Genomic DNA, 20,632 nt, shown 5'->3' on the forward strand with positions numbered 1-20,632 from the left:
CCATTCCCCACAGTTTTCCCCACAGTGAAACGAGCATCGAAGTGAAGCGAGCACTGATTAGCGATATTCATGGCAACCTGGAAGCGCTGCAAGCGGTTCTCGCTGATATTCAGACCCAGTTGGTCGATGAAATCTACTGCTTGGGCGACATTATCGGATATGGGCCCAACCCCTGTGAGTGCTTGGATCTTGTGATGCGTCGCTCCAAAGTGACGATCCTGGGTAACCATGATCAAGCGGCCTTGTTTGATCCCGATGGCTTTAACCCAATGGCGTTGCAAGCCATTTACTGGACACGCGACCAGCTAGACAATGGTCCCGGGTCAACAGCACAGGTCAACGGTCGCTGGGATTTCCTTGGCGAGCTGCCACGGTTCCACGATGAAGGCACCTACAAGTTCGTCCACGGTTCACCGCGTGACCCCACCAACGAGTATGTGTTTCCAGAGTACATCTTTGATCAACGCCGAATGGAGATTCTGTTTGGCAAAGTGACTCAGTATTGCTTCATGGGCCACACTCACCTGCCAGGTGTATTCACAACGGGTTGTGACTTTGTTCAGCCCGATGAGTGCGATTACAACTTCCAACTGGGCAACGAAAAAGCGTTGGTCAATGTCGGCAGTGTCGGCCAACCGCGCGACGAAGATCCTCGTGCTTGCTACGTTGTCCTGGACATGGACCACCAAGGCGGGCCGCTGGTCAGCTATCGCCGTGTCGAATATGACATTGAGCAAACAGCAAACAAAATCTACGCTGAAGCCGACCTGTCGGATCAATTGGGCGATCGGTTAAAGCACGGACGATAGACATTACGGATTGAAAGCGAAGTGACCCGAACGGCAATCCTTAGCGACATTCATGGCAATCTGACTGCCTTGCAGAGTGTGCTCGAGCATGTAAAGACCCAATCCGTTGATCGGATCGTCTGCTTGGGCGATGTGGTCGGCTACGGCCCCAAGCCTCAAGAATGCTTGGACATCGTGGCAGGCTTCGACTTCTGTGTCCTTGGCAACCACGACAGCAGCGCTCTGTTTGACCCCGAGGGATTTAACTCGGCTGCCGAACAAGCGATCTTCTGGACGCGCGCTCAACTAGAGTTGCCCGACCAAGAAGAATCGGCCCCCAACGAAGTCAGTCCGTCGCGAAAACGTCTGGACTTTCTGTGCAGCCTGCCGCGCTCGGTCCGCGAAGAGGACGTGCTGTTCGTGCATGGTTCACCACGTGGACCCACCAACGAATACGTGATGCCTGAAGACATTCAGAACACCAAGAAAATGGAAAAGCTGTTTTCCTTGGTCCAACGTCTGTGCTTCCAAGGTCACACGCATGTTCCCGGAGTGTTCTCACATCACCTGATGTTCACTCCGCCAGCAGAAATCGATGACGACGGCTACGACTTAAGCGAACCCGATGCCCGGTACATGATCAACGTCGGTAGCGTTGGGCAACCACGGGACCTGGATCCGCGCAGCTGTTATGTCGTGCTCGATGAGAGCCGCGTCTTCTTCCATCGCGTGGAATACGATATCGAAGCGACGGTTCGCCAAATCGAAGCCGAAGCGGAACTCGATAATTTCTTGGGCTATCGATTGCGTGAAGGCCGTTAGCGCCTGCCTGTTGCCGTTAGCGCCTGCCTGTTGCTTCCCAGCGACACCCCCGCCGGCATTGCCAATGCAGCCGGCGGCATGAACCTGTTAACCGCGTTAGAGCGCATTCACTTTGCTGATCACGCTCTGCACGCTTTGGCGATTCTTGTGAAAGCCAAAATCGAGTGTAAAGCGTCGTGTTTGACCGGGCTGCAAAACCGGGACACGTCCCGCCTCTCGTTCGACCATGCGGTTGAACGGGTATCCGGTCGCCGGCTCAATGCCCGTCACATAGCCATCCTCGACCGCTGCCGTATTCTTCCACTGAGTCAGGTGTGGCAATTGATTTACATTCCAAGTGATTGACGCGGCTTGTTGACCATCAGCACTCTCCAAGACGGCAATGGTTTTGCCTTCTGCATCGGCCTTGGGTTCAATCAGATACACCTGCTCGGCAAAGCCCGATGTCGGTCCCAAGTAGGTTGCATGGTCTTTGATGTGGTCGGTCGCGTGATCGTTCATCCCTTCGATCGATTGGATGGCCGCGTGCATGGTGGCTCCTTTGCTAAGCAAGGGGGCGCCATAGTTTGCGTGGTAGATGATTTGGAATTCTTGCGGCAGTGAACTTTCGTTGGTCACCGTATCATCGATGCGATAGGTTGACTGGCCAGGAATGACGGAGATCTCAGTGACGAGTTTTAGCTTGGGTCCATAAAAGAACTTTTCGTAAATCACACCTCGAATGCGCAAGCGTCCCTCACCTTTTTCGTCGTAGGTCACTTCGACTTCACGCGCGGGAATGTTGCCGATTTTGCCATGCAAGGTCAGGTCCATCGACTTCTCTTCACCGTCGACCACTTGAGTATCCGTGCCAGGGTGTCCGGCAAATTCTAAACCGCAGCGAACCATCCACTCGTTGAAGCCTTCCAGCCACCCCAGTCCGCCACGAGATTCCAGATCGATGAACGCAGGGTTGACGATCGGATCGACAGGCGAATCCCAGCCAAAAACCATCTCGCCACTGCGCACCTGGTAGACACTCATTCCGCGAGTCGGAATCACATCAAACTGTACACTGCCCGCATCGACGGTGATCAAATCGACGCCTTGTTGCTTGCCACCATGCAAGCGTTTCATGGTCACGCTCCAACCATCACCCTTGATCTGGTGGTCACCAACGTGCACGTTCTCTTTAGCGCTGATCAACACATGTCGCTGTCCGGCGTTCACACCGGTGGCCCAGGACAGACTAAAACAACACAGCATGAGACTGCAAATCGCTCGAAAACCGGCGGGTGCAAACAGAGAGTTCATCGATGCAAATCCGAGAAAAAGGGAGGGGCAACCGGCAAAACGAACCGGGGGAGTTTTGCCAGTGGGGAAAACCTAACGACAGGAATCAGGTCCAGCTTTGTCGTATCGTACTCTAACCGGGTGTGCGATTGGGCCTGCCGCGGATAGGATTTTGGCTTTGAATTGTACAACTTCGGAAGCTTAGGTTATTGGCTTGCTGGAGCAGCCTGTCCTCTCAAATCAGATCAATCCCATGACACGCACATTGTTTCAAAACGCCAACGTGGTTTTTCCGGATCAAGTCACTCAAGGCAATGTCTTAGTCGAAGATGGCGTGATCATCGATGTCGCGGCTTCCCCATCAACCAACGCCCAGACGGTCGTTGATTGCCAAGGCCTGCATTTGATGCCGGGAGTGGTTGACGATCAGGTGCACTTTCGCGATCCGGGGCTCACACACAAGGAAGACCTTTCCACTGCCAGCCATGCCTGTGCCGCCGGCGGTGTGACTTCCTTTTTAGAGATGCCCAACACCAAACCGCCGGCTGTCACGGTCGAAGGCGTCAAACAAAAAGATGCCCTGGGCGCTGAAAAGTCGCTGGTCAATTATGGGTTCTACATCGGCGCGACTCCTGACAACGTCGACGAATTAAAAAAAGCCACCGATGTGCCAGGCATTAAGATCTTCATCGGCAGCAGCACCGGCAACTTGCTGGTTGATCAGCAGGAAGCACTCGAGCGCATTTTCAGTGAAACCACGCTTCCCATCTGTGCTCACTGCGAAGACGAGCAAACGGTCCGCGAAAATGCTCAGCGGCTCGCTGGCACCAACGACATTGCAGATCACTCTCGCATCCGTGATGAAAAAGCCGCGGTGATCGCAACGAAACGAGCCATTGACTTGGCGCAGCGCCACAAGCATCGCTTCCATGTCCTGCACGTTTCCACGGCTGCCGAACTGCCGTTGCTTCGCGAAGCGGGCCCGTATCTGACCGCAGAGATCTGCCTGCACCACATCTTCTTCAATGTGGACGACTATCCACGCCTTGGAAGCCGCATTCAAATGAACCCGTCGATCAAAACGGCAAAGGACAATGAACGGTTGTACCAAGGCCTGTTGGACGGCACGATTCAAGTGATCGCAACCGATCACGCACCACACACCTTAGAAGAAAAAGCGAAGCCTTACCCTGAAAGTCCGTCCGGATTGCCAGCCGTCGAAAACAGTTTGGCGCTTATGCTCAATCAGGTCAATCAAGGGAAATGCAGCCTCACGCAAGTCGCCAGTTGGATGAGCGATGCCCCCGCCCGAGTCTGGGGGATTGTAGGCAAAGGCCGAATCGCCAAAGGCTACGACGCCGACCTTGTCCTTGTCGACATGCAACAATCGCGTACCATTGAAGATCAGAATCAACACACCAAGACAAAATGGAGCCCCTGGTCAGGCACGGAACTCACGGGCTGGCCCGTGGCAACCTACGTTGGCGGCCACCGAGTCTTTGATCAGCACCAGGGATTCGACGAATCATTTCGCGGCAAAAAACTGCGTTTTGATCACAGTCGCGGTGGGTTCTATCAGACGACCGACGGAATTGGCCCGACACAATAAAAGTGCCCCAACCGAACAGCCTCTCACGCTTGTCAACGAACCGGAATCGTTGACATTCAATTTGATTGTCAGGGATGACGCCACTCCTCTCTTCTGGCGTTCCGCAATGAATCAAGCAGGCGAAGACTCAAGCCATCCCATCGTCCCCTTATCGGCCAACGCTAGACGTGTTCTCGGTGTGTTGCTAGAAAAAGCGAAAACCACCCCGGACAGCTACCCGTTGACTGCTGCCGGCTTGATCGCTGGCAGCAATCAAAAATCCAATCGCTCGCCCCAAATGAAACTTGCAGAAGGCGAGGTGCTGATCGCGTTGGATGAACTTCGGCAGGTTGGAGCGGCCCGTGAGATTCACGGCAATGGCAGAGTGCTTAAGTATCGGCATGCAGCCTATCAATGGCTGGATCTCGATAACCCGCAATCTGCCATCATGACCGAACTCTTATTGCGCGGGCCACAGACGGTTGGTGAACTGAGGTCGCGAGCCTCGCGAATGTGTGACTTTGCCAGCCTTGACGCAGTCAAATCAACGCTGGCGGAGTTGGAGGCCAAAAAGCTTGCCCAACCGGTCACCCCAAGTGGACGTGGCCAAGTCTTTGCTCACCAACTGTATCCCCCCGAAGAACAGCCACACCTGAACGCCAAAATCGAAAAAATCAGCGATGCTGCGACTGAAACCAATCCGCCCCCAGCCTTGCCCAATGAGCATCAACAGCGGATCGACCAGCTGATTGAACGCCTGGACGCGGTGACAGGACGAATTGATGACCTGGAAGAACGGTTAAAACGACTGGAGAACAACGAACGCTGAACGAAGCGGCATCCAACCGCTGGCGTGCCCGGTGTCCTGCATGGCGACCTGCTGTTTTTCAGGTGGAAAAGGCTTCGCTGACTGGTGCAAACTAGCCGAAAAGCCTAGAAACATGACTTTTCATCTGCGCAAAGATGATAAGCTAAAGAGACTCGGAAAGCTTATTCGGCCGCATTCTGCTGGTCTGTCCACCATGCCTGTGACCTCATCCAAATCTTGCCCAGTTCGCGCACAATGTTCGCGAAGCCCTGCGCGCTGGCGACGGTGCCCGCTTGGCTCCGTTGCTTTGTTGGCAATCTTGCTGTCAACACAGACCGGTTGCAATAGAGAGCAAACGCCCAAGGTTACCAACGCGTCCAAGCCCGATCCAATCGTCGCGACATCCAGTGAAACGACGCAGACAGATGAATCCAAGTGGCTAGCCAACGCTCAGCCAATGGTGCAAAGCTTTTGCGCCGATTGCCATGCGATGCCGCATGCCGAGAGCTACACCAAGAAACAATGGGCTGCGGTGATCAGCCGTGGCTATGACCACTACCGGCTTTCCGGCCGACAGGACCTGGTGCTTCCCAGTCCGGCTCAAGTGGAACGCTACTTCGTCGCCTATGCGCCCGAAGCGATCGACCTGCCGCCCGCATCCGCCCTGAATCTCTCGGCGGCCGTTGTCCCACATCACCGCTATGGCATGTTTGGTAAACGCGTTCGCCCGGCGCGTGTTGCCGACATTCAGTGGTGCCAGTTGACGACAAGTGACTCACAAAACAAAACACTGGTTTACTGCGACGAAGGCGGCGGAACGGTCAACCTTTATCAGCCCGGCAATTTCTCCAGTGAAGTCTCCATCATCGCCCGCATGATCAGCCCCAGTCAGATCGTTTGCAACGACATCAATCGCGATGGGCAAATGGATTTCTTGGTCATGGACCAGGGCCGGACGGATGCTGTCGACACAAGTGATGGCCGCTTGTTCTTGCTGTCCAAAGCGGCTGATCAAGATCATTATGCGATGCGCGTTCTGATAAATAATCTCGCCGCTGAAACCGTCGTCACTGCCGGAGACTTTGATGGTGATGGTGACCAGGATGTGGTCGTTGCCCAGCCTGACAGTCTGGTCCTGTTGGATCATGTCTTGATCGCCGATGATGGCCAACCGATTGTCAACCTGATCAACCTGGACGCAGTTCCAGACTTGATCGCCTTGGAGGCCAGCGACTTTAACCAGGATGGCAAAGTTGACCTGGTGGCACTGCAAGGCCGCCAGCATGAACGTGTGATCTTGCTTCGCAACGAAGGAAAACACGAGTTCATTGCGGAGACTCTCTTTGATGCCGACAATCCCGCGTTCGGCTGCAGCGACTTTGAAATCGTCGATTTAGATCAGGATGCGGACCTAGACATTTTGCTCTGCAATGGAGATTTTGGAGATCAAGAACCGCGGGCAGACCAAGGGATCTACTGGCTGGAGAACAACGGTGACGGTGAATTAACGTCACGAGAATTGTTCCAGTCCCCAGGCATTTACTCCGCGCAGGCTGGCGACTTCGATGGAGACGGGGATCTGGATGTGATGACGGTCGCCCAGTTGCCGTCTCAACTTTCCAAGCGCTGGATTGCCCGAGGAGCCTCGCCCTTGGTGATGCTGCAACAACGCGACGGCGGACAGTTCATCCCGCTTCATCTCTCCGGACGCTTGCATGAATCGCAAGCGATTAGCTGCGGTGACTTCAACGACGATGGCATGGATGACATCGCCATTGGAAACTATTTTGCCCCTCATGACCCGGAAAGTCGCAACCGCCAGAGCGCCCCGGATCTGCTGATCTGGCAATCGCAATAACGGTCTGGCGGACGGTTTCGCACCCACTCCGGTCAGCCTGTCGTGCGTGCAAGCAGCCGAACCGGAGCCAATGCTGAACATGGCTGCGGCTAAACATGGCTTCGGCAAAATCTGCGATAGACCGCTACGAACGGTGCTTTGGCAGTCCGCCAATCACGATGCTGATTCGCGATAGCCAATGACAAGGAAGCTGGGATTGAGGGCTTCAAATCGCACTCGATCCAATTGCTGCAACCCGCGAGAGATATTGATCATGCGAACGTCGGAGACGAATCCCTGCTCGGCCAAAACGGCTTGAACGGCGACCAGGTTATCCGGGCTGGAAACATTCACCACGATCCGTCCGTCCTTCAAACGGCTAATCGCCCCGGCGACTAATTCCGGCACCATTCGACCACTGCCGCCGACAAACACGGCGTCTGGATCAGGTAGTTCCGCCCAGGCTTCCGGGGCTTGTCCGTGGACGGGGATCAGCGAAGGCACATTGAACTGCTGGGCGTTTTCGATCATCAAGTTGTAATCTTCGACGTCCATTTCGATGGCATACACCACTCCCTCACGCGCGATCGCAGCCGCCTCAATCGCCAGCGCCCCGCTGCCTGCACCGACGTCCCAGACAACACTGTTGGACTGAATCTCCAGTTCAGCCATCGCGATGCAGCGAACTTCACAGGGAGTCAACAAACCGCGTTTGGGACGCGACTGCAAAAAGTAGTCATCGGGGTTACCAAACAGACGTCGCTTTGCGGGTCCCGAAGGCAGATCTGCAGCACCGGTTCGTCGCACCAACACCATCACATTGAGCGGCGAAAACTCTTGACCACGGATCGATGCCAAGTCACCGGCGGTGATGGTTTCGTTGGGAGTGCCTAAGTTTTCACAAACGTAAGCATTGAAGTAATCAATGCGACGGTCCAACAAGGATTCAGCCACAACGCTGGGTGAAATCTCTTCGGTCGTGAACATGCCAACCCGCTCAGCGGCGCGAACCACGTCGACCACGCGATCCAGCGGCTGAACAGCCAGATTGGTCAAGAAAGCATCATCCCAGCTTTCCTTGACACGGGCAAACGCCAGTTGCATGCTACTGACGTGAGGAATGATTTCGAAGCGATTTTTGCCGATGCGATCGGTCAAGAAACGAGCGATGCCGTAAAACAAAGGATCGCCACCGGCCAACATCACGGTCGGTCGATCCGCCAGTGACTCGACACATAATTCCAGCTCTTGCATGCCCCCATCGCAGACAATGCGTTCGGCGGGATGGTCAGTTGGCACGCGTTGCAACAGCGGCGTGCTACCGACGATGACTTCGGCGCGACGCACCTTGGATTTGGCATGGCCGGTCAATCCATCCAGTCCGTCATCACCCATTCCAACGATATAGATTTTCGCAGTCACGCTGTGTCCTTTGTTCTCAACGGTTGATCTGGCGCGACGGGACCTTGCTCCAATCGCTACTTTTTGTTGGCTGCTCGAATCGCGGCCAGCAAATCTTCTGCTGTCGCTCGGTCGCCATGTCCCTTGCTGACTTTACTCCACAGAACACGTCGTCCGGGGCCGATGACAAAGGCCGACGGATACGCGGTCTCGCGTGGTGCGTCCCAACGCAGCCCCCACTCGGAGACCATTTTCATGTCAGGATCAGTCACCATCGCCATCGGCAGTGGCAACGTGCGTCCAGCGGAAAACTTTTTCGCATTCGCATCCAGCCCTTGCTCCGCACCGGGATAAACCATGACGAAACGAATGTCTTTGTTCCCCAGCTCTTTGACGAACGCGTTCGCGCGATTCATGTAGGCTGCGACTTGACGTCGACAGAGCGGACATTGATACCCCGGAAATCCTCGCAGAACAACCACCACGACCGTGCCGCTGGCGTTCAAATCCGAAAGTGTCAGATATCCCTGCTCGCCCAATACGGACAGCTCAAAATCAGGGGCTTTCTGGCCAACCTTTGGCGCGTTGGGGCCCTTCGGAGTCACCGCACCAGCGGCGGGAGCCATCACCGCAGCGGCCAACACCAGCAATGCCGCGGCGGACACGCTGGCCATGGGACGCCTGATCGATCCAAACGACGCCAACTGTGGAACAGCCGGGAGACGACGCAAAGCAGAATGAAGCGAAATCATCTTGATGATGCCTGAGGGAAAGTGGAAGTTTTTAAAAAACGAGACCTGCCTAGCAATGAACGAACGCTGCTCCTGTCCACCGGTCCACGAGTCCAGACTCGCTAGGCTGTTGGCTGCACCGAACAGGTTAGCTTTCGCCGCGTTTTTCGCGTTTGGCGCGACTGTACTTTTCCAGAGCCCGCCGTTCGGCTCGAGTCAAACTCTCTTCACCGGAGCGATGAATCTTCGCCAAGATCTCGTCGACTTCTTCGCTCTGACGCTGCATCTTTTGGTCGGGATCATGCAGCTTCAAGCGGTTTCGACGCAGCGACTTGTTCAGCGGATTTTTGAATCGAGCAACATTCAGCCAGCCCAGATTCCAATGCTGGAAGTAATAGAGAAACGCAAAGGCAGCGCCGGCCAAGTGCACCGTGAATGCCGTTGCCTCCTGAGCTCCATTGGCTGCCGGCACCATGGACTGATAAAGGTTCGATCCCACCACAATTGCCGCCAGCACCCAGGCTTTGACCGGCAACACCATCATCAGCAAAATTTCCTGATTCGGGAAATAGCAGGCAAACAGAATGGTGATGGCAACCACCGCGCCACTGGCCCCCACGATGTTGACGTTGGTAGCCCCACCAATCCAGTAACCGATGGCGCCGAAGACACCCGAGACCACCACGGCAACCAAGTAAAACCTCAGGTATTCCATCCTGCCCATCCGCCGTTCCACGGACTGGCCCAGGAAGAACAGCGCCATCATGTTGAAGGCGAGGTGCAGAATGCTGCTAAAACTGTGCAGAAAGCCATAGGTTAGAAAGCGATACCACTGCCAGGGCTTTTGGAGAGCTTCAACCGGCAGCCCAAACCACTCAAAGACCACTCCGCCGGTCTTGCCACCGGTGATCAGCATGGCGATCACAAAGACGGCCACGTTCACAATGATTAACTTCGCGGTCATGCTCAGCGGCTGACGATCGCGCTCACGCAGATGCTGCTCCCAAGGGCTAAGCGGCTCGTCGCGGGCATAATCCCGATTGTCTAATCCCATGCCAATGCTTCTCGACTGTGTGTAATTTGGACCACCCAAAGCGACAGAAGGAGCCTCGTACCAACCAAGTCACTGGCACATGACTGCCTGAGTCCCCACATCATACCGCTGGAGCCACTGAATACCGCTGGAGCCACTGTGCAAGCTGTCACTGCCTCGGTTTCAGAAAACACGCGGCGGCCGGAATCCTTGGGGCTCAAGCAAATGATTTGCCCGTCAAAGCATGGTAGACCATCTGCTAGTGCCACGTCGATATCTTTGGCGAAGATCGGCGAAGAGTGACGCATCGGCCGTGCAGCATCGAAACAACTGAACTTTGAGTCCTGCCATGGATGACCAATCGAAAACAGCCCTACCAGAAAAAGCACAGAACCCGGTGGCACGCGGGGCGACACCACCGAACCCTGTACATGAACACGCTGTACATGAACACGCTGTACATGAACACGCTGTACATGAAGACGCTGTACATGAAGACGCTGTACATGAAGACGCTGTCAACGAACAAACATGGGCTAAGATCTGCTGAAAGCTTAGATCAGTCTTAAGCAACCGCCTGGCACTTTCGGGTAAGCATTACTGACCGTTTTCTATGGCGATCACCATCCGTGCCAGGCCGGTGCCGCCAAACGGCGTTGTTGTCCCTTGCAAGCCCAAGACCAGCTCAACGCGTGCTCAAGACCAGCTCAACGCGTGCCTAAGACCAGCTCAACGCGTGCCTAAGACCAGCTCAACGCGTGCCTAAGGCTTTCCTGCAGGTGCTTGATGCTGTCGGTCGCTGCCAGCAGCGCAAAAGAAAAGGCACCGCAAGCATGCGGTGCCTCAATTCGTGAGGGCTCAAACGTCCATGATGGCTCAAAAAAAGTCGCACGTTTGATCAGTGCAGCTGTGGTGATGGTCAGCAGGGCGTGTTTCGACACAACACCCTGACGGGCCAAACCACATGAGCGACGCTCATGTTGAACGCCGCTGACCAGAAAGGCTTCTGGTCAATCTCACCTATTTCTTACGGTGACGAATCTTGCTGCGCATGCGTCGTTTCTTTCGTCCTACCTTGCGTCGGCCTTTACCTGTCTTTTTTGTACCCACCTATCATTGTCTCCAATAGTCTTGTCGCCGACTTGATCGGCCTCTTGTAAATCTGTGCGAAATCCCCGGCCCACCGTCGGCGCAGCGATCGGGTCAACCCAAAGACTAGCAAAAATTAACGCCACAGCAACCCGTAATGGGGCCTGCCTAGACAACAGCGCTGGCAAGCTTGCCTGTTTTCACTCCAGCAGCAATCGAAACACCCGCCGGAGGGGCGTTCGTTCGTGCCGATCAGGCAAACAGAGACGGGCAGCATCGACACCTCCAGCACCGGAATCCCTGCGATTTCTGACCTCTGGCAACCTGCAGGCGGCAGCGAACGAGGAGCGTTGAAACGTTGGCCAGTGGGAAATCAAAAGGGCCGACAACTGGAGAGGACTTCAGCATTCCGCCCCGTTTTGCGGCGGGCGATGTTGGTTATTTTCAGTCCGATCGTTGCCAATGCTGATTCCAGCGATAAGACAGGCATCAAACAATACGCCGACACAACCCTCCAGCGACCGGCACACTTTCAGGGACGCCGTTTGGCTGTTCCGAAGCACCTCGTCTCCCCGCCATCAAGCATGATTGGCGAGGCAGTGGGAATGGCTGCTTCGATGCCTACTGTGGCTTCTTCGGGGCGGAGCTTTTGCGTGGCGAGGTCTGGGGTGTGCTACCACAGATGCCACTGACTAAACCAGCAAACGTAAATGCCCAGCAACAAATTCGTCACCGCGTGTGCCAGCACACAATTCCAGAACTTACCCGTTTTGACCATCAGCCAGGTGACCAGCGAAAACCAAACGGCCGCCGCAAACAACTCAGCGGGATGCGTGGCCACGCCGTAAAGCGTCCCGACCAACAGTCCCGTGCGACCGATTCGATTCAGCGGCGTGCTGTCCCAGGCCTCAAACTCGACCGCTCGCATGACAAAACCACGCAGAAACAACTCCTCTGCAACAGGCACGCAAACCGCCAAGAGGCTAAACCGCGACACCAAAAACCAGAACCGCTGGCCGGCATCCGGATAAACCTGCCAGGGGTTTACACCGTCGCGATCGGGCAACCAATCCCCCGCACCGAGCAAGCCAAATAACGATCGCTCCAGTTGCAGGTGGCAGATGCCAATCCACAGCACGGCGCCCAGAATACCGACCACCAGCCCCCAGTGGTCCATCTGCAACGGGAACATTCTTCGCAGCGCGGAGGCAAAAGTCAGCACCACGGCAGACATCGCCAACACACGCAGCACGACCAACCACTGATAGGCCTGGGGATTGATCGCCTGTCCCGCCTCCATTGGCTGCGTGTCGATCAACGCCCCCAAGACAAAAAAGCAAACCAGCGGCAAAATGCAAACCGCCTTTGATTGCCAGCCAGCGGACTGCACGCCCGCAGGTTTTGTCTCTGCAGAGTTCGTTTTTCCCGCTTGAGTCACCATCAGCTGGTGCCCTCAAGACTTGGCGGCGCAACCGAGCGCCAGGGCTGTCCCAATCGCAAGCGTGGCTCAGCCATCGACTTCCTTCATGTAAACGGCCAACGCAGTTTCAAAGACCTGTGATCGGATCTTAAACTGTGGGTCGGCGTCGGTGTACGAATTGCAATGCTCGACCAGGACACGGTACAGAAATCGGAACAGATGCCGGGGCACTCGCAGGTCGTTGAACGCTGAAATCAAGCGTGCATATTCAACGTCAGCAAAGAGGTTCTTGGGTTCCAAGGCGCCGACGTTGTCCATTTGGTTCGGGTCGGAACAAGCGATCATGCGTGCTCGAGCCAGGTCATAGAGCGATTCACCGGTCCACTGAAAAGCCGGCACGAGGTTTTGCTTGTCCAATCTCGCTCGCTCATGAAACTCAGGGGTCTCGCGTTCCATCGCCCGATGCAGCTCTTGCGGCAACATCATTTTGAAACCGATGCCAGGGTGTTTGAGCAGTTTGTTGTCCAACAAGGGCCAGACGAACAGTCGCATCAACTCGGCTTTCCCACCGGTCAAATGCGGCTCGTCAACGCGGTCCATCAACACACAGATCCCGCGGTAACCGAGACGATTGAGCAGCAACTGAAACTTGTTCAGCAATTCGTAGCGATCATCGGTACTGCTGTAGCGTGGCAGGGGTTGGCCCGCCAGCTCCTTGCCGGGGATCGCATGCAGCAGTTTCCGCAAGGACCCAAAGTCGCGCCGCCCGACACGCATGTGACGACGAATCTTCCACGTCAACCAACTGGTCTTCAGCAACCGCAACAGGTAGGGCGCCGAGCCAGCGAACATGATAAAGGGCACGGCCCATAAGTAGTCCCAAATGGTCTTGCTGCCTTCCTCGCCGCCGTTGACACCCCACGCGATCAAAAGATAAGTGCTGATCGCCAGAGTCAAGACGCACCACGCGATCGCCGCCCAGCAGGAAACCTTGGCTTGCACGTTACGATAGCCCAGCGCACGACGCAGACGATTCCAGCGGTCAACAAACGCGCCTTCACTGGACTGATCATAGCAAGCGGCCAGCATGAGCAAGTCACGCGATGCCGTCCGATCCAGTTTGGTGAGATCATTTCGCGAGAATCCGTCAGAGTAATCCTCCGGGCGCAAGATCCGGTCCACGACGCGGGTGGTTGCCAGACAGAGAATCGCATCCATGTGATCCCATAATTTCCAGCCCGCCAGCACGCGCTCGGGCTTGCGGTTGGTCCGCTTGCTGAGTCGTTGACTAAAGTGATCCAGGAACGGATTGAAGTCATCATAGGGAATCAGAAACACGCGCTGATCGGGATTTTCCCGATTGTACTGTTCCAACTGTCGGCGGATCTGCAGCCGCATGGCTGTTTTGCCAGAGCCTTTCGGCCCACACACAATCGCCGTGGAGGGTTCTTTGGGATCACCGTAAACTTTATCCCAAACGGGATGATACGCATTGGTGATACAGTGCTCTTTAAACACTTGATCCGTTTGCGCGTCTTCTTCTGCAAACGGATTTCTTACAATTCCATGTGCTTCTAGAAAGCTCTGAATATTCATCAGCTAAGCAATTCGTTCGCCGAGGTTAGCCCGGTTGGACGGGACCATTTAAGAGGGTCGCACCTAGGTTTGACCAATAGACGTCATGGCCGCAACGGCCATGAACAAAAAGAATCCTGGGCACAGTGACGGTCAAGTCCCGCCTCAACCGCATGTCACGTGCATCAATCGAATCAAGCAACCGGTAGTTACTTGGCCGCTTTGATCATCTTGACCATCGCTTCACGGTTTGCTGTCACCGTTTCGGCAGGTCCGATCAGTTTGACGAAGTAGGTGGGACCATCGGGGCTTTTGATGATGGCACCGACCATGGCATGGTTTTTTCGCTGAACGACCTTTCCGCCAGCAAAGGGACCGCCACCCATTCGTTCGGCGAAGCTGCCGGAGATGTCGACAACATGCACCTTGTAGTTACCGACGTCAAAGGCCTCTTCTTTTTGAGCCTCTGGATCACCGCCGGCAAACTGACCTTTCCAGCGTTTGATGTTTGCCTCCACGCCACCGCTGGCGTGCATCATGGTCAAGCGAGCGGCTTTTTCACCCTCGCCAGCCTTGAATTCCTCTTCGATGACGAAGTTGGCAGGTTTGGTTTTCTTGAAGACAGCGGGCACACTCAAGCTGCCGGTCTTGAACATCTTGACTTCCGATGGCTTGTCTGCCTTTTCTTCAGCAGTGACATTCAAGGCAGTAAAAGAAGCAACAAGAGCGCATAGAGTGAATGCGGAAAACAATCGCATGGAATTGACTCCAACGGAACACAGTGGATGTGGGAAAGGATTACCAGTTACTAGCTTACTGTAAGCTAATGGGCAACGGACAGAACCCCAAGGACCTGCCAATGCTTCCCAAATCATGCAATTTTGAAGGCATTCACTCAGGCGTCGGCGAAGTCTGAATGACCACCACGACCAAAACGACGATCAACGCCAAGGCGACCGCGAACAGAAGCCCAGCGGACAGCATGCGTTTGCGGGTCCTCTGTCGCTTGACCATCCCCAGCTCGGCAGAACCGGACAGACGCTCGCTGGGATCGAAGCCGGCAGAGGCCGCAGCCGATCCCTCGGAATTGGTGGCAACCGAACGCCCCGCAGAACTGGCCAGGCCAACACCTGGCTTCTGGGATGAAGTGGGCGTGGAGGCCGGCACAGGTGCTCGGGAGGCCGGCACAGGTGCTCGGGAGGCCGGCACAGGTGCTCGGGAGGCCGGCACAGGTGCTCGGGAGGCCGGCGACGAGCTTTCGGTCTGGATCACCGGCGCCTCAGTTCGCTTGACCGGCTTGGCTGCAGCGGGACGCTTCTTGGCGGGTGCCGGCAGGCTGGCGCCTAACTGCTCCAACGCCTCGCTGGCCGGTCGCCACTGCGCCCAGCCATCGCGCCATATCAACGAATTGCGTGCCACTCGGCCTTCGCGAATCCACTCTTGGAAGACTTCGGTGTTGGCCGGTCCGTACTGACCGCCACTTGGTGGCCGAACGTACCACGCGGCATTGGGTTCGGCGTTCAATTGCTGGGCGGCCAACCACTGCTGATCGCTTTGCGTTGACTGGACCTCGCCCTGACTGTCCTGCTGGGAATCAACGGGCTGATCAACTGGCTGATCTGGTGCGTTGGTTTGTGTGTCCTGCACAACGGTGGCAACTCCGCCTTCGTCGCTGCCCCCCTGATCGGAACCGCCATAGTGCATCGATGCTGAACCGGTCGCGCCAGCAGCGCTGTGAGCGCCAATCCCCAGCACATCATCAATCGCGTCATCAAACGGTTGTGCTGACTGACCGGCGGAAGCTTGCGTGGCAACTTTTTGCGTAGCCCGATCGTTCAGCGCAATGGAGAGATCGGCGTCCTGCAATGGAATCCGAAACCGAGTCTTGCACGCAGGACAGACACCGCGGCGTCCGGCAAGTTCTTGCTTGATGTTCAGCGGTTTGGCACAGCTGTGACAGCGAAAACGAACACCCATAGAATCATTCTTGGTTGGAACAGAAAAACAACCTTCACCTACACCGGCAAGCGACCCGTAAGGCGAGCCATCTGATTGACGCGGGGTGATGTGAACACCGCTCTGCATCCAATCAAACACACAGCATGCCGCTGCGCAGTGAGCATCATGCTGCCAGTGAGACAAGCTTCTGAAAGGCTTCTATTCTAACCAATTTTTGTCACAAAGGGGGAATGAATTCCCGGCCTTCAAAGAGCTAGCCGAACGCCCCCACCGAAAGCCGCCCCTGCAACCGCTAGAAGTCACCAGCATGGTACGACCCGATCAATCGGTTCACCCGTTTGGCAACCGAGTGGCTGCTGATTGGCGGTTCATGGTCAGTTCACGCACTACGTGTTCGCAGCCTTCGGCGTGACCGAGCAGAAAGCTATTCTCTGCGACCGGAACTTCAACGCGAACGGTTACTTCGCCAACCGAATCATCGAGCACCGCTGGGATGACTTTGATCGTGGCCTTTGAAATTCCCAAACTCAGCAACTGCTGCTCGGTTTGTTGTCGAACCTGGGCCGTGGTTGATCCAGCGGACGCAGCAGTCCGACATCCAGAGTAGACGGCGCTTTCGACGGCTTTGGGAATCAGCGAAACGCGGCAGTTCTCAAAACACAGATAAAACACGCACCAGACCAAGGGAACAAGCATTGCAAATTGCAAAGCCATCCCACCACGTCGCGCACGCGGCACAGCGTGTGGTCGCCCAAGACGTTGCCCTGGTGAGGCAACCGGACTGGAGTTCAGACTAGATAGATGATTTGGCATCACTCGGTTAACTCAATCACATTTTGGTCCGCCGCAGGACAATAGGCTGCGGCAGTGAATTGCTTATCCAAACGAACAAAGCCCAGTTGTGCACAGCACCAATGGACCGCTTGGCCGAATAGATTGTCAGGATGCCGATCAATGGTGACACGGACGGCATTGGAGGTGCGTTCAGCGGAGGACGCCGTGTTTTTGGGTGACAGATCGGAATCCGCATAGCACCACTGCCCGCCTCTGTTGATCGCCCTCCCAAACTGGAGGTTCTTTTGACTGATCTCCACGGAGGCTGTGCCAACCAAATTGCGATCAGCGATCTGCTGGGCGGCCTGGAGCGCTTGGTAACGATCTCCGGTTGCCTGCAACTTCATCGCCGCTGCCGATGCGGCTGCCTCGGCGACAGTGCGCATCTGTGTTTGGAACAAGTACATATGCGCCAGGTCATTGGTAAACACCACCGTGGCGATCAACCCGCAGGCGGCGACCATCATCAGCGTTCCCATGGCGCCGCGACGACGCGGGCGAGTGACTGAATTGGCGGCGTCTTTCCTGGCAGTGCGCCGTCCTGTCTTGATTGAGGCTGTCTTCATTAGGGCTGATTCACTCATCACTGCTTGACCATGAATGCCTGCGAGACGATTTGGCGATCGCTGGACAACCGGCCCAGCAAACGACTGTTATCGCGAATTGGGACTTCGACGAAACACTCAATGGTGTCACCTCGATCAGCACTCTCCAGGGGTGGCGAAAACGAGACCTGAAACTGCTTGACGCCATGGGCTTGCAAGATCTGTTCAGCAGCCTGACGTGCCTCTTGTTCGGTCGCGGCAACCAAAGACGCGGCCCGCGCGCCTTCTAGTCCGGCCATGTTTGCGGAATCACTTAGCGAGACATAACCGGAAAATTCAATCGCACCAAACACCAACAGAACCAGTGCTGGAATACAAACGGCGAACTCAATCAGCAACTGGCCGCGTCGCTTGGCGGGCTGGACTAGAGTTGTTTTAAACATGCCCGGCCTCATTGGTCGTCACGCTGGGCGTAGTCAGGCGAGGGATCACGACGGGGCTTTGGGAAGCCGATGGCGAAGCCGAATCCACGCCGTCCCCTTTTGGGGTTTCCGCTGCGATCGGTTGAGAGTCATCGACCGATGGGCTGTTTGGTTCGGTATCGACCCAGGCCGGAACCGTTTCGCGATCGGATTGCTGACTGGCAGCGTCTAGTTCCATCACGTCATTGAAATCGCTGGCGATCTCTTGCCAGAAATCGGTTTCGCGAAACTTCAGCGGAGCCACAGCGCGACCTGCTTTGATGTCCAACAAAGTCCTTCGCAGGCGACTGATTGGGCCAGCGAAACGATGGCTAAGCTTGAGTGAATCCCAAGCGAAGACAGGGATCAACGCTGCCGTGACCACAAAGAAAGGAAAGAACTGGCGTCCCGTTTCCGCGATCGATTCTCCCCAGGTCAAATCTGGCCGCTGAAACAGACGGATCCAGATCACCAACGCACAGGTGTTGACCAGGAAAAACACGATCCAGTGAACAACAAGGTGCCGGACTAAACCCAGTTGGACCTGCAGATCCACCAGCGTACGCGTTCGTTTCTTTTGATTCTGTGACATTGCAATCATCGTGCTGGGACTGCTTCGACGCCGTCTATTTGAACTGCTGACCGTCTGGGGTGTCCGCGAGCAGTCGCTCAGAGCGTCCACCACCAAGGCCACAGTGCCAAAGCGAATTAAAGAAAGTGGTTGCCAGCCACATTGCGTTGACCACTTCCTGCAACTCTAGGACACGATTGCCGACATCTAGCGTTTTTGGCGGCAGATTGTTGCAAAAAATCAACATCGAAAATCAGTCGAAAACAGCGTTTCGGTGCCCAATGCACGGTTGGGTCCCCGATCAGCAAAAGCGACGCCACCGGGGTCAGTGGACGGAACTCCAGAGCGATCGACACCTGCCAATGGGTCCGGAGCCTCAACCGGCCTGGCTGAAGTGGGCTGGCTGAAGTGGCCTAGAACACTGTTTGTCTGGACAGGCTGTGCGACTGGGCGATTTCAGTAGAGTGGGGGCGACCGAGAAACACCTGCCCGTGCTCGTTTGAGCGTGGAATCACGGATCAAGCTGCGCCAAGAGGGAATTTCGAAACAATTCTGTATTCCGGGGAGATTTCTACCCGCCTACCCTGGGGCGATTGGTACACTAAATGAATGGCTCGGACGGCGAACGGCGTCGTCCGTTTGGATTGAAGACCGAACTCTCAGAATGTTATGGACGTGTTAATAGCGTTGCAGTCAGCTCCGAGTGCGAAGGCCTTCTGGTATTAGGAGATAGATTGCGATGAAAATGTATGTAGGAAACCTAGCTTGGGGCGTGACGACCGACAAGTTAGATGATCTGTTCAAACAATATGGTCAAGTTGAAGACGCGATTGTCTTAACGGACCGTGAAACCGGTCGAAGCCGCGGCTTTGGCTTTGTGACAATGCCTGACGATGCTGCTAAGGAAGCGATCGAAGCCCTGGATGGCATGGACTTTGAAGGTCGCCCACTGCGTGTCAACCAAGCCCAAGAGCGTGCTCCACGCAGCGGTGGCGGTGGTGGCGGCGGCGGTCACCGTGGTGGTGGCGGCGGACGCGGACCCAATCGCTCCGGCAGTGGCTCCTATTAGTCACTGACGTGCGAAGCTAACTGAAAGGCTTGTTCCCGGGGATCACGTCCCCTCTCTAGCCCTCAGTCAGTCGCGATGACCGTCAATCTGAATGCCCCGGCCACAAAGCTTTGTGCCTGTGCGGCAATCAAACATACTGAAATTCAAACGCGGACGTCGAGGCTCGACGACCGCGTTTCTTTTTGGCCCTTCACAATCGATTGGATGCCCTCAATCGACCCACCGCAAGTAGGACTGCACATGTTTCGCTGGCTAAGATCTCTTGTCGGATCCGCCCCAACCGCGCCGGTCGAACCAGAATCCCCCCTCATCAGCGAAGCCACGCTGCGAGCGGACGACACGCAAGAGATCAATCTCAGTCAAAGCACCATCAAAGTCGCCAGTGTTTGGGAAGTCGCCGATCAGTACATCGTCGACAATCCCGCTCAAACTCCCTTCGGTGTGCACGCCCTGATCATGGCAGGTGCAACCAATCTGATGGGCCACTCAGAACTGCAAGAGGTCTGCCAAAAGATCCAACAGCACGGGCTTCCAGATCCGATCAATCCAACGCTGCGTCGAGAACTGACCGCAGAGGAATTGTTTGATCTGCTGGAATGGATGAACGTGAACAACATCCCCCAAGAACACTTCCGTGACGAACCAAGCCTCATGAACATGATCCGCCTGTTTCGGTCCTAGCCCTGCCAAAACCGGGACGCAAGTCACATTGCAGACCGCAGTGGGCTCGGCCGCGACAACGAGCACCGAAGCACGCTTTCGTCGCACGGGGATGATTGCCCAGCCAGCAAGATTGCCCAGCCAGTTCATGACGGACAATCTTCGCGGC

General features: G+C 55.7%; 21 protein-coding genes. 8 read left to right on the forward strand and 13 right to left on the reverse strand.

Annotated features, from left to right (window positions below):
• Positions 1-41: 41 nt before the first annotated feature.
• Positions 42-809, forward strand: coding sequence for a metallophosphoesterase family protein (locus tag SV7mr_RS16485; RefSeq protein ID WP_145274523.1), 768 nt, complete (start codon positions 42-44; stop codon positions 807-809).
• A 21-nt stretch (positions 810-830) separates the two neighbouring features.
• Entirely contained in the window at positions 831-1,610 is a 780-nt protein-coding gene (locus SV7mr_RS16490) for a metallophosphoesterase family protein (protein WP_145274526.1), read from the forward strand.
• A gap of 96 nt (positions 1,611-1,706) precedes the next feature.
• Here SV7mr_RS16490 and SV7mr_RS16495 read toward each other — a convergent pair whose 3' ends face one another.
• Complete coding sequence (locus SV7mr_RS16495; RefSeq protein ID WP_145274529.1) at positions 1,707-2,903, reverse strand: aldose 1-epimerase family protein; 1,197 nt, start codon at positions 2,901-2,903, stop codon at positions 1,707-1,709.
• Between the two features lie 232 nt (positions 2,904-3,135).
• Here SV7mr_RS16495 and SV7mr_RS16500 point away from each other — a divergent pair, with 232 nt between their 5' ends.
• From SV7mr_RS16500 to SV7mr_RS16510, 3 genes are all read left to right on the forward strand, one after another.
• A complete protein-coding gene (locus SV7mr_RS16500; protein ID WP_145274532.1) occupies positions 3,136-4,491 on the forward strand; it encodes a dihydroorotase in 1,356 nt (451 codons plus the stop codon).
• Between the two features lie 106 nt (positions 4,492-4,597).
• On the forward strand, positions 4,598-5,299 hold the full coding sequence (locus tag SV7mr_RS16505) for a YceH family protein (protein ID WP_145274535.1): 702 nt from the start codon (positions 4,598-4,600) through the stop codon (positions 5,297-5,299).
• A gap of 298 nt (positions 5,300-5,597) precedes the next feature.
• Positions 5,598-7,136, forward strand: a complete 1,539-nt coding sequence (locus tag SV7mr_RS16510) for an FG-GAP repeat domain-containing protein (RefSeq protein ID WP_419187488.1) — start codon at positions 5,598-5,600, stop codon at positions 7,134-7,136.
• Between the two features lie 153 nt (positions 7,137-7,289).
• Here the strand turns inward: SV7mr_RS16510 and cbiE are convergent, their stop codons facing one another.
• The 3 genes from cbiE to SV7mr_RS16525 all read right to left on the reverse strand — a co-directional run bounded on the left by cbiE (position 7,290) and on the right by SV7mr_RS16525 (position 10,301).
• Positions 7,290-8,537, reverse strand: a complete 1,248-nt coding sequence (gene cbiE, locus SV7mr_RS16515) for a precorrin-6y C5,15-methyltransferase (decarboxylating) subunit CbiE (protein ID WP_145274541.1) — start codon at positions 8,535-8,537, stop codon at positions 7,290-7,292.
• Between the two features lie 56 nt (positions 8,538-8,593).
• The gene (locus SV7mr_RS16520) at positions 8,594-9,268 is read right to left on the reverse strand and encodes a redoxin family protein (protein ID WP_145274544.1); all 675 of its coding nucleotides are present in this window, start codon (positions 9,266-9,268) and stop codon (positions 8,594-8,596) included.
• A gap of 127 nt (positions 9,269-9,395) precedes the next feature.
• A complete protein-coding gene (locus tag SV7mr_RS16525; RefSeq protein ID WP_145274547.1) occupies positions 9,396-10,301 on the reverse strand; it encodes a rhomboid family intramembrane serine protease in 906 nt (301 codons plus the stop codon).
• A 332-nt stretch (positions 10,302-10,633) separates the two neighbouring features.
• Here SV7mr_RS16525 and SV7mr_RS25500 point away from each other — a divergent pair, with 332 nt between their 5' ends.
• Positions 10,634-10,849: a hypothetical protein gene (locus SV7mr_RS25500; protein WP_419187489.1), complete on the forward strand. Its 216-nt coding sequence runs from the start codon at positions 10,634-10,636 to the stop codon at positions 10,847-10,849.
• Between the two features lie 1,193 nt (positions 10,850-12,042).
• Here SV7mr_RS25500 and SV7mr_RS16530 read toward each other — a convergent pair.
• From SV7mr_RS16530 to SV7mr_RS16570, 9 genes are all read right to left on the reverse strand, one after another.
• Positions 12,043-12,810: a CPBP family glutamic-type intramembrane protease gene (locus SV7mr_RS16530; protein ID WP_145274549.1), complete on the reverse strand. Its 768-nt coding sequence runs from the start codon at positions 12,808-12,810 to the stop codon at positions 12,043-12,045.
• A gap of 66 nt (positions 12,811-12,876) precedes the next feature.
• Entirely contained in the window at positions 12,877-14,385 is a 1,509-nt protein-coding gene (locus SV7mr_RS16535; RefSeq protein WP_145274551.1) for a hypothetical protein, read from the reverse strand.
• Positions 14,386-14,573: 188 nt separating this feature from the next.
• The gene (locus SV7mr_RS16540) at positions 14,574-15,122 is read right to left on the reverse strand and encodes a hypothetical protein (RefSeq protein ID WP_145274554.1); all 549 of its coding nucleotides are present in this window, start codon (positions 15,120-15,122) and stop codon (positions 14,574-14,576) included.
• Positions 15,123-15,255: 133 nt separating this feature from the next.
• Complete coding sequence (locus SV7mr_RS16545; protein ID WP_419187490.1) at positions 15,256-16,341, reverse strand: DUF4339 domain-containing protein; 1,086 nt, start codon at positions 16,339-16,341, stop codon at positions 15,256-15,258.
• 312 nt (positions 16,342-16,653) lie between these two features.
• Positions 16,654-17,019 carry a hypothetical protein gene (locus SV7mr_RS16550; protein ID WP_145274560.1) on the reverse strand — a complete coding sequence of 122 codons (366 nt, stop codon included), beginning with the start codon at positions 17,017-17,019 and terminating at the stop codon, positions 16,654-16,656.
• A 116-nt stretch (positions 17,020-17,135) separates the two neighbouring features.
• Entirely contained in the window at positions 17,136-17,723 is a 588-nt protein-coding gene (locus tag SV7mr_RS16555) for a hypothetical protein (protein ID WP_419187491.1), read from the reverse strand.
• Positions 17,724-17,740: 17 nt separating this feature from the next.
• The gene (locus SV7mr_RS16560; protein ID WP_419187492.1) at positions 17,741-18,145 is read right to left on the reverse strand and encodes a TadE/TadG family type IV pilus assembly protein; all 405 of its coding nucleotides are present in this window, start codon (positions 18,143-18,145) and stop codon (positions 17,741-17,743) included.
• Positions 18,138-18,755 (reverse strand): hypothetical protein, encoded by a 618-nt coding sequence (locus tag SV7mr_RS16565; protein WP_419187493.1) that lies wholly within the window; start codon positions 18,753-18,755, stop codon positions 18,138-18,140. Before SV7mr_RS16565 ends, SV7mr_RS16560 begins: the two co-directional genes overlap by 8 nt.
• Positions 18,756-18,789: 34 nt before the next feature.
• The gene (locus SV7mr_RS16570; RefSeq protein ID WP_145274569.1) at positions 18,790-18,981 is read right to left on the reverse strand and encodes a hypothetical protein; all 192 of its coding nucleotides are present in this window, start codon (positions 18,979-18,981) and stop codon (positions 18,790-18,792) included.
• 492 nt (positions 18,982-19,473) lie between these two features.
• On the opposite strand from SV7mr_RS16570, the gene SV7mr_RS16575 reads away from it, so the two are divergent.
• The gene (locus tag SV7mr_RS16575; RefSeq protein WP_145274572.1) at positions 19,474-19,803 is read left to right on the forward strand and encodes an RNA recognition motif domain-containing protein; all 330 of its coding nucleotides are present in this window, start codon (positions 19,474-19,476) and stop codon (positions 19,801-19,803) included.
• 204 nt (positions 19,804-20,007) lie between these two features.
• On the forward strand, positions 20,008-20,484 hold the full coding sequence (locus SV7mr_RS16580; RefSeq protein ID WP_145274575.1) for a hypothetical protein: 477 nt from the start codon (positions 20,008-20,010) through the stop codon (positions 20,482-20,484).
• Positions 20,485-20,632: the final 148 nt, after the last annotated feature.

This window comes from Stieleria bergensis (assembly GCA_007745635.1).
GTDB classification, from domain to species: domain Bacteria; phylum Planctomycetota; class Planctomycetia; order Pirellulales; family Pirellulaceae; genus Stieleria; species Stieleria bergensis.